The following is a 12,733-nucleotide window of genomic DNA, read 5'->3' on the forward strand; positions in this document are numbered from 1 at the left end:
TTAACCTCCCAGCTTTTTCACCAGGATCTCATTGAACAGCTTGGGGTTCCCCTGTCCTTTTGAGGCCTTCATCAGCGGTCCCATGAAGCCACCGAGCATTTTCTTGCGTTTCTTCGGATCGTCCTCGTTCTGGTACTGAGCGACCTGATCCGGCATGCCGGCAAGCACCTCATCGACCATCTTCTCCAGTTCGCCGGTGTCCGAGACCTGCTTCAGGCCCTGGGCGTCAATGATGGCATCCACATTGTCACTCTCACCGCTCCAGAGGGATTCAAACACCTTTTTCGCGCCGGAGGAAGACACGGTGTTGTCGGCAATCCGGACAATCAGATCGCCGAGCTGTGCGCCGGTGATGGGCGATTCCGTCACGGTTTTCTCCTCGGCGTTCAGGCGTGCAGAGAACTCACCCTGAATCCAGTTGGCCGTGAGTTTGGCATCTTTACCGTGGCTGACCGCTTCCTCGAAGAACGCTGACAGCTTCGCATCGCCGCTGAGTAGGCCGGCATCGTAATCGTTCAGGCCGTACTGCTCCTTGAATCGGGCTTTGCGGGCGTCCGGCAATTCTGGCAGACGGCTGCGTGCCTGCTCGATAAAGGCGTCGTCAATCTCCACTGGAAGCAGGTCCGGACAGGGGAAGTAACGGTAGTCGTTAGCTTCCTCCTTGCTGCGCATGGAGCGAGATTCGTCCCGGTCTCCGTTGTACAGGCGCGTTTCCTGCACGATCACGCCGCCGTCTTCCAGGATGTCCATCTGCCGCTCGACTTCGTGGGCGATGGCCTGCTCCATGAACCGGAACGAGTTCAGGTTCTTGGTTTCGGTGCGGGTACCCAGCGTGTCCGAGCCTTTCGGCTTGAGTGAAATGTTCACATCAAAGCGCATGGAGCCCTGGGACATGTCGCCGTCGCAGATGCCCAGAGAGGTCACCAGGCTGTGCAGCTTCTTTGCGAACGCCACCGCTTCTTCGGCGTTGTTCATGTCCGGCTCGGTGACCACTTCAACCAGAGGCGTGCCGGCCCGGTTCAGGTCCACGCCGGTCATACCATGGAAGTCCTCGTGCAGGGACTTGCCGGCATCTTCTTCCAGGTGGGCGTGGTGGATGCGGACCCGCTTGGTCTCGCCGTTGGCCAGATCAATATCCACATGGCCGGGGCCGACGATGGGGCGCTCCAACTGAGTGGTCTGGTAGCCCTTGGGCAAGTCCGGGTAGAAATAGTTCTTGCGCTCGAACACCGAACGGCGTTCGATCTCGGCGTTCACCGCCAGGCCGAACATGACGGCGTACCGGAAGGCCTGCTCATTGGGAACCGGTAGAGTGCCCGGCATGGCGAGGTCGACCGCGTTGGCCTGGGTGTTTGGCTCAGCCCCGTAAGCGGTGCTGGAGCCGGAAAAAATCTTGGTCTGGGTCGCGAGCTGAACGTGAATTTCCAGCCCGATCACAATGTCCCATTGCATGGCGTAATTCTCCTATCTCGGGCTTATTGCGGTTCACGCTGGTGCCAGTCGGTCACCTGCTGGAATTGGTGGGCGGCATTCAGAAGACGCGCTTCGTCAAAGTAGTTGCCAATGATCTGCAGGCCAACCGGAAGCCCATCGACGAACCCGGCCGGTACCGACATCGCCGGCACGCCCGCCAGGTTTACGGCGATGGTGAAAATGTCTTCCAGGTACATGGTGACCGGATCGCTGGTTTTCTCGCCCTGGGCGAAAGCCGGGGAGGGCGTGGTCGGGCTCATCAGCACGTCCACTTCCTTGAAGGCGTTGATGAAATCCTGCTGGATCAGTCGGCGTACCTTCTGGGCCTTGAGGTAGTAAGCGTCGAAGTAGCCGGCAGACAACGCGTAGGTGCCAACGAGAATTCGGCGCTTGACCTCGGTGCCAAAGCCTTCGGCCCGGGTGCGGGTGTACAGATCCATCAGATCTTTCGGATCTTCACAGCGGTAGCCGTAGCGGACGCCATCGAAGCGTGACAGGTTGGCAGATGCCTCCGCCGGAGCGATGACGTAGTAGGCGGCAATGGCCAGTTTGGCGTTGGGGAGGGACACCTCTTGTACCGTTGCGCCCAGCTTCTCGTACTCCTTAACGGCGGAACGGACCTGTTCTTCCATCGCCGGGCTGAGCTGATCCGAGAAGTACTCCTTCGGCAAGCCAATGCGGAGGCCTTTTAAAGGTTCGTTCAGCGTGGCGGTGTAGTCGGGCACGGCCCGGTCTACGGAAGTAGAGTCTTTCGGGTCGAAGCCAGCCATAACGTTCAGCATCAGGGCGTTGTCTTCAGCGGTGCGCGCCATGGCGCCACCCTGATCCAGGCTGGAAGCGAACGCGATCATGCCGTACCGGGACACGCGTCCATATGTCGGTTTCAGGCCGGTGACGCCGCACAATGCAGCCGGCTGGCGGATCGAGCCGCCGGTATCGGTGGCGGTGGCTGCCGGCACCAGGCGCGCCGCAACGGCTGCGGCAGAACCACCGGACGAACCACCGGGAACCCGCTTTTCACCTTTGCTCAGGCCCCAGGGGTTGGTCACCGGGCCAAAGTGGCTGGATTCATTGGATGACCCCATGGCGAACTCGTCCATGTTGGTCTTGCCCAGGCACACGGCACCGGCCTTTCGGAAGTTCTCGGTGACGGTGGCGTTATAGGGGGGTACAAAGTTCTCCAGCATCCGGGAGCCGCAGGTGGTGCGCACGCCGCTGGTGCAGAAAATATCCTTGTGGGCGAATGGGATGCCAGTCCAGGGTGTGGCGTTGCCGGCGGCCCGTTGTTCGTCGGCGGCCTTGGCATCGGTCAGTGCCTGGTCTTCGGTCACGCTGATGAAACTGTTGAACTGACCGTCTTGCTGTTTGATTCGGTCGAGGAACTGCTGTGCCAGCTCCACGCTTGATACCTTGCCGCTCTCCAGTTCGCGGGAAAGCTCGGCTACGGATTTGTTATGCATGATGATTCCTGAATTCGCTGGTCGTCAGATCACTCGATGACACGAGGCACGAGATAAAGGCCGTTCTCGGTGGCCGGGGCGATGGCCTGGAAGGCCTCCCGCTGATTGGTCTCGGTCACTTCGTCCGGGCGCAGGCGCTGAACGGCGTCCAGTGGGTGGGCCAGGGGCTCAACCGCGTCGGTGTCTGCCGCGCTGAGCTGGTCAACCAGATCCAGAATGTTGCCCAGATCGTTCTCAAGGGCTGAGACTTGCTCGTCGTCCACACGAATGCGGGCGAGCACAGCGACTTTTTCAATGTCCTCACGGGAAATGGTCACGCGTTGCCTCCCAGGTAAATGAAAACTCGTTAACAAAAGATTCTTGGTGAGGGCGGCTCTGGCCCGCTACAAGCGCACAAAAAGGGGCTCGTAGGGTGATTTGAAAGGGAATCTTCGAGCGGCCCGTCCCCAAAGCCAAAAATAAAGAGGGTATGGTAACAGATTCGAACAAAGGCGGGAGGCCCCAATCCACCGGGTAAATACGTGAATCGTAAGGCTTGAGGCCCGTTCTCACCTTGCCTGTGGGGGTGCTCACTGCTAAAGTTGCCGCATCTTTTTTGCGACTGCAACTCTCAGGTTGAAACTACACGAATGTTGATCAAAAGACTCCGAGGCTTATTCTCCAGCGACCTGTCCATCGACCTGGGCACCGCCAACACCCTTATCTATGTGCGCGAGCGCGGCATCGTGCTGAATGAGCCGTCGGTTGTGGCTATTCGCACGAACAACTCCCAGAAGATGGTGGCCGCCGTTGGCGCCGAAGCCAAGCGCATGCTGGGCCGGACACCGGGCAACATCACCGCTATCCGGCCGATGAAGGATGGTGTGATTGCCGACTTCGTGGTCACCGAGAAAATGTTGCAGCACTTTATTCATAAGGTGCACGAGAACAGCTTTATAACACCGAGCCCGCGGGTACTGGTGTGTGTGCCGAGCAAGTCGACCCAGGTTGAGCGTAAGGCCATCCGGGAATCCGCCTTGGGCGCTGGTGCCCGTGAAGTGTTCCTGATTGAAGAACCAATGGCAGCCGCCATTGGTGCCGGCTTGCCCGTCGAGGAGGCCAGCGGCTCCATGATTGTTGATATCGGTGGCGGCACGACAGAAATAGCCATCATCTCCCTGAACGGTATTGTTTACGCCGAGTCAGTTCGCGTCGGCGGCGACAAGTTTGACGAAGCCATTGTGACCTACGTCCGTCGCAACTACGGCAGTCTGATTGGTGACTCCACCGCAGAGCGGATCAAGCACGAAATCGGGTGCGCCTACGAAGGTCTCGAAATTCGCGAGATTGATGTCCGTGGCCGCAACTTGGCCGAGGGTGTGCCGCGGGCTTTCACCCTCAACAGTGAAGAGATTCTGGATGCGTTGCAGGAATCGCTGGCGCAGATCGTCCAGACCGTTAAAAGCGCGCTGGAGCAGTCTCCGCCCGAGCTGGCCTCTGATATTGCCGAGCGCGGGATTGTGCTGACTGGCGGTGGTGCGTTGCTGCGTGGCCTGGACAAGCTGATCAGCGAAGAAACCGGCCTGCCGGTTATCATCGCCGAAGATCCGCTCACTTGTGTGGCCCGTGGCGGTGGTAAGGCGCTGGAGGTGATTGACCGGGGTGGTATTGGAATGTTCTCCCAGGAGGGATAAGCCCGTAGGGAGGATTTGCCATTAAAACCATCTTTGTCCAGGGACCGGTACCGGGCTTTAGACTCTTTCTCATTATTATCCTGTCGGCAACCCTCGTGGTTGCCGATGCCCGTTTTGATAAGCTCTCCACCGTCCGCAGTGTCATCGCTACCGGGCTCGCTCCCGTGTACTGGCTGGGTAACGCGCCCTCCGAATTCGGTGACTGGTTCGCCGGCCTGTTTGAAAACAAAGAAGATCTGCAACAAGAAAACGAAGACCTCAAGGCTCGTCTGCTCATCCTTGAGCGCAGGGCGCTGAAATACGCTGCGCTGGCGTCCGAAAACAACGAACTCCGCCGACTGATGAATTCCTCCGAGGTTCTGGATGACCGCGTGATCGTTGGTGAGGTTGTCGGTGTTTCCCCCGATCCGTTCTCCCACGAAGTGATCATCAACAAGGGCCGCAGTGACGGCTTGAGGCCGGGCCAGGCGGTGCTGGATGCCCAGGGCCTGATGGGGCAGGTGGTGCAGACCAGCCAGATTACCTCCCGAGTGTTGTTGGTGTCGGACAGTAGCCACGCGGTGCCAGTTGAAGTAGTGCGCAACGGCTTGCGGGCCATTCTGCTCGGGACCGGTGATACCTCAACCCTGGAGTTGGTCCATGTTCCTGATACCGCGGATATTCGTGAAGGGGATCTGCTGGTCAGCTCCGGTCTGGGCGGGCGCTTTCCCCGCGGCTACCCGGTGGCTGAGGTCAGTTTAATCAACAAGGAACCCGGCGAGCCGTTTGTGGCTATAGAGGCGGTCCCTCGGGCCCAGCTGAATCAAAGTCGCCTGGTGCTGGTAGTGTTCCCGCCGGCAATCACTGAGGATGATGTTGGAAACGCTGATGCCGGCGCTGAAACGTCCGAAGAGGGGGAAGGCTGATGCTATCTGTAATCAGTTATCCGGTGTTTGCCCTGTCGGTGGCAGTGGCGCTGGTTCTGAGTATTTCACTATTTCCCGTCGGCTGGTTCGAATTCCGTCCGGAGTGGCTTGGGCTGGTGGTGTTCTACTGGACCTTCCGGGCTCCGGCCCAGTTCGGTATTTTCCTGGCCTGGATTCTCGGTTTGCTGCTGGATGTGCTTGAAGCAACGCCGCTGGGTGTCAACGCGCTCGCCATGGGGCTGATCGCATTCCTGGTGTTAACGATACACCAGCGCCTTCGGATGTACCCGATGCCGCAGCAGTGCCTGTTGGTGTTTCTGCTGTTGGGTATCAATCAGATGCTCGTGCATTTCATCAAGCAGATGCTTGGCGCCGATGATGCCGGATTCAGTTACCTGTGGCCGGCCCTGACCAGTGCACTGGCGTGGCCAGTGTTTTGTGTACTTCTTGATAACATCAACCGTAAGTTGGGATAAGCATGTCCACCATTATTCTCGCGTCCGCTTCTCCCAGGCGGGCCGAGCTGTTGCGACAAATTGGCGTTCCTTTCTCGGTTCAGCCGGCCGACGTTGACGAAACCCCTCTCCCGAACGAAACCGCTGAGCACTATGTGGAGCGGCTGGCGCGCGACAAGGCACTGGCAGTCGCCGCGTCGTCTCCTGGGGCCATGGTGCTGGGTTCGGATACCTCGGTGGTGCTGGATGGCGTCATCCTTGGCAAACCGGCGGATCAGGATGAGGCCGTCGCAACCCTTATGCAGCTGTCCGATGCCAGCCACCAGGTGATGACTGCGGTGGCATTGGCCCGAGACGGGCACTGCGAATGCCGGGTAGTGATCACCAATGTCCAATTCCGCAAGCTGTCGCTGGCGGAGGTGACAGCCTATGTGGTCAGCGGCGAACCGATGGATAAAGCGGGAAGCTATGGAATTCAGGGCCTCGGTGGTATTTTTGTCAGTAATCTGCACGGCAGTTACAGTGCCGTAGTGGGTTTGCCTTTGCAGGAAACCGCCGCCTTGCTGGCGGATGCCGGTCATCCGGTCTGGGAAAACTGGCCAAACAGTCTGGAGAACCGTACATGAGTGAAGAGATTCTGATCAACGTGACCCCCGTCGAAACCCGCGTAGCGTTGGTTGAGAATGGTATGTTGCAGGAAGCCTATATTGAACGCACCAGCCGCAAGGGCATCGTTGGCAATATATACAAGGGCAAGGTGGTCAGAGTTCTCCCTGGTATGGAGGCGGCGTTTGTCGATATCGGCCTTGAGCGGGCAGCCTTTATCCATGCCTCGGATGTGATCTCTCAGTCCGGGTCAGACGACTCCAACGATAGCCCGAAAACTGTGCCCGACATCCGGACACTGCTCCGGGAGGGGCAGTCGCTGGTGGTACAGGTGACCAAGGATCCGATTGGAACCAAAGGCGCACGCCTGACCACTCAACTGTCGATTCCCTCGCGCTACCTGGTATTCATGCCGGGTGTCAGTCACGTGGGTATCTCCCAGCGCATTGAGGACGAGACCGAGCGTGCCCGTTTGAAGGGGCTGGTGGAAGGCGCGGCCGAAGAAGAGACGGAAGTTGATGGTGGCTACATTATTCGCACCGCAGCGGAGGCGGCGTCCTCGGATGAGCTGATTGGCGATATGACCTACCTGCATCGCCTAAGTCAGTCGATCCACGAGCGTATTTCAAAAGTACAGGCACCGGCGGTGGTGTATCAGGATCTGCCGCTGTTTATCCGCACCATTCGCGATCTGATCCGGCCTCAAACGGAAAAAGTGCGCATCGACAGCCGTGAAAGCCATCAACGCGTGATGGAGTTTGTGGATGAGTTTGTCACCGAATTTGCCGACAGGGTCGAGTATTACCCAGGGGAACGTCCGATTTTCGATCTCTATTCGGTCGAGGACGAGATCCAGAAAGCCCTTAGCCGCAAGGTTCAGCTAAAGTCGGGCGGTTATGTGATCATCGATCAGACCGAAGCCATGACCACCATCGATATCAACACCGGTGGGTTCGTTGGGCATCGGAACCTGGAAGAGACCATCTTCAAGACCAATCTGGAAGCGGCTCGGGCGATCAGCCGTCAGCTAAGGCTGCGCAATCTTGGTGGCATCATCATCATCGATTTCATCGACATGGAAGATACGGAGCACCAGCGCCAGGTGCACCGGATGCTGGAAAAGATGCTGGAGCGCGACCACGCCAAGACCAAAATCACCGGTGTTTCCGAGCTGGGGCTGGTGGAGATGACCCGCAAGCGCACCACGGAAAGCCTGGGGCAGGTGCTGTGCGAACCCTGCCCAATCTGCGATGGCCGCGGCTTCCTGAAAACCAGTGAAACCGTATGTTACGAGATCTTCCGCGAAATTTTGCGGGTCAACCGGGCCTATGAGGCGGAAAACTATCTGGTGATGGCATCCCAAAGTGTGGTTGACCGATTGCTGGATGAAGAATCCGACAATGTCGCCGATCTTGAGACCTTCATCACCAAGACCATTCGATTCCAGGTAGAGCCATTCTACAGCCAGGAGCAGTACGATGTGGTTCTGCTCTGATTCGGTCCCGGCCTGCCAGCATGGCGTATAGGGCTCGCTGATGTCCCACGACGACCGAGAGCCACCCTGGCCGGAGCACATGGCAGAGAGCCCGCCGGTCAAAGTTGCCGCCAGACTTTCCAGTCTGGTGTGGTGGTTTCTTCTGGTGGTGCTCTTGGTCTTTGCACTTTATGCGGGAGTAGGGCGCCAGCTCACCCGCAATGTTGATACCTTTGCCGACGACCTGGCCGATGCGTTATCTGTTCGGATTGGTCACGATGTCACTATCGGTAGTCTGTCCTCCCGCTGGTTCTGGCTGGACCCCTCTTTTACCGCCCGGAATATCAGTGTCTCCAGCGCCGATTCGGACGTTACGGCGGCCAAGGTGGATCATCTCCGGGTGAGATTTGATTTCCTGTCGTCGCTACTTCGAATGCGGGTTGTTTTCGAAGATTTCGAGGTTGATGGTGTTGAGCTGGCGCTGAATCAATCCGAATCGGGACAGGTCGAAGTGCGTGGCGCCGAGCTGCCCGAGCCGGTGAACCACCGCCTGAAAGACTGGCTCGATCTTGCCGGTAAGTGGCTGTCCGAGCCCTACGTCAAAATCACCCGGTTAAGCCTGGGCATCCGCGACAACCAGGGCAATGTGCGGACCGTTGATGTGCCGCAGTTGGACCTGGTCTACCGCAAGGGGCTTTTTCGGGCCTCCGGACGAGCCATCAAATCCGGAACCACCGAACAGCTGGCCAGTTTCAGTTTGGTCGGAAAACACTTCTTCCGGGGTGACTTCACTGGCCAGCTTTATCTGGATGTGAATTCCGGTCGGCTGTTCGACGGCCTGATTGATGACTATCAATGGCGCTCCGTTCGGGTAGAGGGTTTTGATCTTGGCGGGGAGGCCTGGCTGACCTTCCGCGATGGTGAACTCTTGCAGGTCACCGGAACGGTGCGGACACCCTATCTGCAGCTGGGCGTTGGCCAAGAATCCCTGGCCCCTATTGAAAACATCCGGGCCCGGTTCGGTTGGCGCCGGTCGGCGGCGGGGGCGCTGGGAGCAGGTTCCAACGCGACTGGGGTTGCCTCCAGGCAGTCTGATGGCCCCGGGGAGTGGCATCTCAAGCAGCTGGAGTGGACCTGGAACGGCAACCAGGTGTCGCCGTTCAGCCTTCGTCTGATGCCGGAGGAGGGTGGTGTCACCGTCATTGCCGACGCGTTACCACTGGGCCCCACGCGCAGGTTGCTTTCCCGCCTACCCATTTTGCCGGACCGGGGCGCCCAGGCCCTGGATAATTATCGACCCAGAGGCTATCTGGACCGGGTGTCCCTGTGGTTGCCAGAGGATAGTGACGACAACGGCTTTGAACTCACCGGAAGGCTTCGCGACCTGAGCGTTGAAGCCTACCGAGGTGCTCCGGGTGTTAACGGGCTATCTGGTGTGCTGTATGTCGCCCGCAACGCCGGCTACGTCCAGATCGACACGGCCGACGCGCCGGTGCGTTTGTCATTCCCCAAATTGTACGACGATGGTTGGGCATTTTCGGAGTTGGACGGCCTGGTGGCTTGGCAGCTGGAGGGTGGCATTACCCGGGTATTCTCGGACAACATTCGCATGCGCCAGCTCGACGGTCCGGCGCTTGCCGGCGCTTTCGACCTGAAACTGAATCGCGCGGGCGAGGACAATCTGGGCCTCAAGGTCGGCTTAGAAGGGGCCGATGAAAGCGCATTAGAAGACTTTATTCCAGGCAAGGTGGTCAGCACCAAGCTGTACGACTGGCTGACAACCTCTATCACCCGGGCCGACGTTACCTCCGGCGTCTATTACGGCCATGGTCAGATCGGCTCGGAGGCACCACCGGGTTCATTTGTTTCCTCCATGGAATTCAACTTTGAGAACGCCAGCGTCCGCTATGACCCGCGCTGGCCGGAGGTGACAGATGCCCGTGGACAGGTGGTGGTTAATGGGCTCGATACCCGGGTGACCCTGGAGGAAGCGCAAACCGGCGGTTTGAATCTGAATGCCAGTAAAGTAATGGTGGTGCCTGATGAGCAGGGCACGGTTGTGGTTGTTGATGCCTCCGCCGATGTGCCTGGCGAGGCGGTCCGGTTCTGGATGGACAACAGCCCGTTGGGTGAAATGGCAGGCTCGGAAGCCCAGCGCCTTGAGTTTGGCGGCCAGTACCGGCTGGACCTCGGCATCTCATTGCCGTTGGATGCGGCGCGGGGAGTCTCAGTGGACGCCCGCGTGAGCGCCGACAAGGCAACAGTTGCTTACCCGCCGGCCGGCCTCGTCTGGGATGAGGTTAGCGGTGAGCTGGCCTATCAATCTGCCGATGGCATCTCAGGCGGGCCGCTGACTGCCCGGTTCCTGGATGCGCCGGTGGGGATACGCCTGTCCAGGAGCGCTTCCGGCGAGGCCCTCTCGATCCGGCAGACGGGACAATACCCAACGGCTGAGCTGCTTGCAGCGGCTGGCTTGGCGCCGGGTCGCACATTGGGAATTACCGGAACCGTGGATTATGCGGCCGGCTTGGAAGTCAGCACTGATGCCAGCTCCAAGATCTGGGTGCGGTCAGACTTGCAAGGTGTCGCTGTTGACTGGCCGCAACCGTTGGCAAAGTCAGCCGAGGAGTCTGCACCCTTGGAAGCGTTTATCGATCCGCAAGCACCCGGTGGCCTTGCAGTCTCAGGCACCTGGGAAAACCGGGCTTCGTTTGATGTGCTTTGGAAACCCAGTGGCCTGGAGGTCAGTCTTGGGCATCTCTACCTGGGGCGCCATACCCTTAACGACATTCAGATTGAAGCTCTGGACCTGGGCGACCGCTGGGTTGTGACCACCCATTCAGAGCGGGCCGTGGGCCGTGTGGCGGTGCCCGATGATGGCAGTACCGTTATGGCAGACTTCGAAGTCGTGCGCCTTACCCGGGATGAGCAAGCCGAGCAGGAGGAGCAGGAACTGCTGACCTTCGAGGAGCAGCTGCAAGCCTTTCGGGCGTTGGATATGGGCGAGTGGCCCGACGTCAACGCCACCATTGCCGATCTGCGCCTGGATGATGAAACCCTGGGGACCTGGTCGTTCAAGCTGCGCCCGGAACCATACCGGCTAGTGGTGGAGAGCATTCAGGGCCGGCTTAACTCATTGACCCTGGTCGGGGATATGAGTTGGAGTATCATCGATGACCGTGAGAAGAGTCGGTTTGCCGGTTCGGTCACCGGTGGCAAAGTGGCGGACCTGAACAGCCTGTTCGGAACCGAGATTCCCCTGACTAACGAAACCACCAACATTGAGCTTGATCTGGACTGGCCAGGTAGGCCGGATGAAATTGCACTGACCGACATGAACGGGTCGGTCAGTCTCCGGCTGGACGAGGGCATCATTCTTGAGCAGAACAACACAGCCCAGCTTTTCCGGGTCTTTAATCTGTTGAATGCCGATACTCTCTGGCGCCGGCTGAAGCTGGATTTCTCCGATCTCTATGAGCGTGGAGTGGCCTTTGATGCGATTTCCGGCCGGGCACAGCTGTTGGACGGGCGGGTGAATATGGATCCCGAGCTGCAAGTAGTGGGGCCGTCCGGCGCATTCAAACTCAGCGGTTCAACCGACATTGCAACCGAGACTCTCGACATGCGTCTGGTGGTGGTATTGCCGCTGACCCAGAACCTGCCGTTGGCAGCCCTACTGATGGGTGCTGGGGCGCCCATAGGTGGAGCCCTGTTTGTTCTGGACAAGATTCTGGGCGATCCTTTAAGCAAACTCACCAGCGCGTCCTACGGGGTGACTGGCACCTGGGACGACCCGAAGGTGGATCTCCGGCGAGTATTCGACAATGGCGAATGACAGGAGCTGATTATGACCGCAATCGTTTCCGGCCGGGTGGCTGCCATCCAGATGGTGAGCACCCACGACATTGACGCCAATTTGCAGGAAGCCCGCAGGTTGCTGAAGGAGGCTGCCGATCAGGGAGTGTCGGTGGCGGTGCTGCCGGAAAACTTCGCTGTTCTGGCAACCCATCAAATGCTTGAGTGCGGCCGTACCGAGGCCAGCGACCAGCCCGTGATCCGGGCGTTCCTGGCGGAGCAGGCGAGAACCCTGGGGTTGTGGATTGTGGGTGGCTCCATGCCCCTGGCCGAGAGGCCGGATGGTACTGCCATCACTGACCGGGTGAGGGCCTGTTGTCTGGTCTTTGACGCACAGGGGCAGGAGGTGGCTCGTTACGACAAGATCCACCTCTTTGATGCCATGGTAGAAGATGCCCATGGTCAATACCGGGAATCGGATACCTTCGAGCCCGGCGAACAGCTGGTAACCGTTGATACCCCGGCCGGCAAGCTGGGACTGGCAATCTGCTACGATCTCCGGTTTCCAGAGCTGTTTCGCGCCCTGCGTGCCGAGGGCGTAGACTGGGTTTGCTTGCCGAGCGCATTTACCTGGCAGACCGGTGATGCTCACTGGCATGCGCTGATCCGTGCCCGTGCAATTGAAAATCAGGTTGCGGTTGTGGCGCCGGGCCAGGGCGGACAAAACAGCGAGCGGCGCAGAACCTACGGCCATTCCCTGATCTGCGATCCATGGGGCAAGGTGGTGTCTGAGTTGGTCGAGGGCCCGGGTATCGTGGTGGCAGACTTGGATGGAGATCAGCTGGCAGAGCTGCGAAAGCGGATGCCGGTATGGGAGCACCGCCGGCTCTAG

At 59.1% G+C, this 12,733-nt stretch carries 10 protein-coding genes; 7 read left to right on the forward strand and 3 right to left on the reverse strand.

Translation table 11 applies throughout. The annotated features are described in order from the left end of the window. Genes gatB through gatC form a run of 3 tightly spaced genes read right to left on the reverse strand, consistent with a single transcriptional unit; the run spans position 1 to position 3,250 of the window. Entirely contained in the window at positions 1–1,452 is a 1,452-nt protein-coding gene (gene gatB / locus FCS96_RS06005) for an Asp-tRNA(Asn)/Glu-tRNA(Gln) amidotransferase subunit GatB (protein ID WP_138439295.1), read from the reverse strand. A gap of 23 nt (positions 1,453–1,475) precedes the next feature. Then, positions 1,476–2,933, reverse strand: a complete 1,458-nt coding sequence (gatA, locus tag FCS96_RS06010; RefSeq protein WP_138439296.1) for an Asp-tRNA(Asn)/Glu-tRNA(Gln) amidotransferase subunit GatA — start codon at positions 2,931–2,933, stop codon at positions 1,476–1,478. Positions 2,934–2,962: 29 nt separating this feature from the next. Next, positions 2,963–3,250 carry an Asp-tRNA(Asn)/Glu-tRNA(Gln) amidotransferase subunit GatC gene (gatC, locus tag FCS96_RS06015; protein WP_041341056.1) on the reverse strand — a complete coding sequence of 96 codons (288 nt, stop codon included), beginning with the start codon at positions 3,248–3,250 and terminating at the stop codon, positions 2,963–2,965. Positions 3,251–3,565: 315 nt separating this feature from the next. On the opposite strand from gatC, the gene FCS96_RS06020 reads away from it, so the two are divergent. The 7 genes from FCS96_RS06020 to FCS96_RS06050 are packed head-to-tail and all read left to right on the forward strand — an operon-like array spanning position 3,566 to position 12,733. Next, a complete protein-coding gene (locus tag FCS96_RS06020) occupies positions 3,566–4,606 on the forward strand; it encodes a rod shape-determining protein (protein WP_041343930.1) in 1,041 nt (346 codons plus the stop codon). Between the two features lie 29 nt (positions 4,607–4,635). Continuing rightward, entirely contained in the window at positions 4,636–5,511 is an 876-nt protein-coding gene (gene mreC / locus FCS96_RS06025; protein WP_138439297.1) for a rod shape-determining protein MreC, read from the forward strand. After that, positions 5,511–5,987, forward strand: coding sequence for a rod shape-determining protein MreD (gene mreD, locus FCS96_RS06030; protein WP_138439298.1), 477 nt, complete (start codon positions 5,511–5,513; stop codon positions 5,985–5,987). The genes mreC and mreD overlap by 1 nt, the downstream gene beginning before the upstream one ends. 2 nt (positions 5,988–5,989) lie before the next feature. Beyond that, positions 5,990–6,592: a Maf family protein gene (locus tag FCS96_RS06035; RefSeq protein ID WP_138439299.1), complete on the forward strand. Its 603-nt coding sequence runs from the start codon at positions 5,990–5,992 to the stop codon at positions 6,590–6,592. Then, positions 6,589–8,067, forward strand: coding sequence for a ribonuclease G (gene rng, locus FCS96_RS06040; RefSeq protein ID WP_138439300.1), 1,479 nt, complete (start codon positions 6,589–6,591; stop codon positions 8,065–8,067). Before FCS96_RS06035 ends, rng begins: the two co-directional genes overlap by 4 nt. A 40-nt stretch (positions 8,068–8,107) precedes the next feature. Further along, the gene (locus tag FCS96_RS06045) at positions 8,108–11,881 is read left to right on the forward strand and encodes a YhdP family phospholipid transporter (RefSeq protein ID WP_138439301.1); all 3,774 of its coding nucleotides are present in this window, start codon (positions 8,108–8,110) and stop codon (positions 11,879–11,881) included. A gap of 12 nt (positions 11,882–11,893) precedes the next feature. After that, positions 11,894–12,733 carry a carbon-nitrogen hydrolase family protein gene (locus tag FCS96_RS06050; protein ID WP_138439302.1) on the forward strand — a complete coding sequence of 280 codons (840 nt, stop codon included), beginning with the start codon at positions 11,894–11,896 and terminating at the stop codon, positions 12,731–12,733.

The organism is Marinobacter alexandrii (genome assembly GCF_005871205.1).
Taxonomy (GTDB): domain Bacteria; phylum Pseudomonadota; class Gammaproteobacteria; order Pseudomonadales; family Oleiphilaceae; genus Marinobacter; species Marinobacter alexandrii.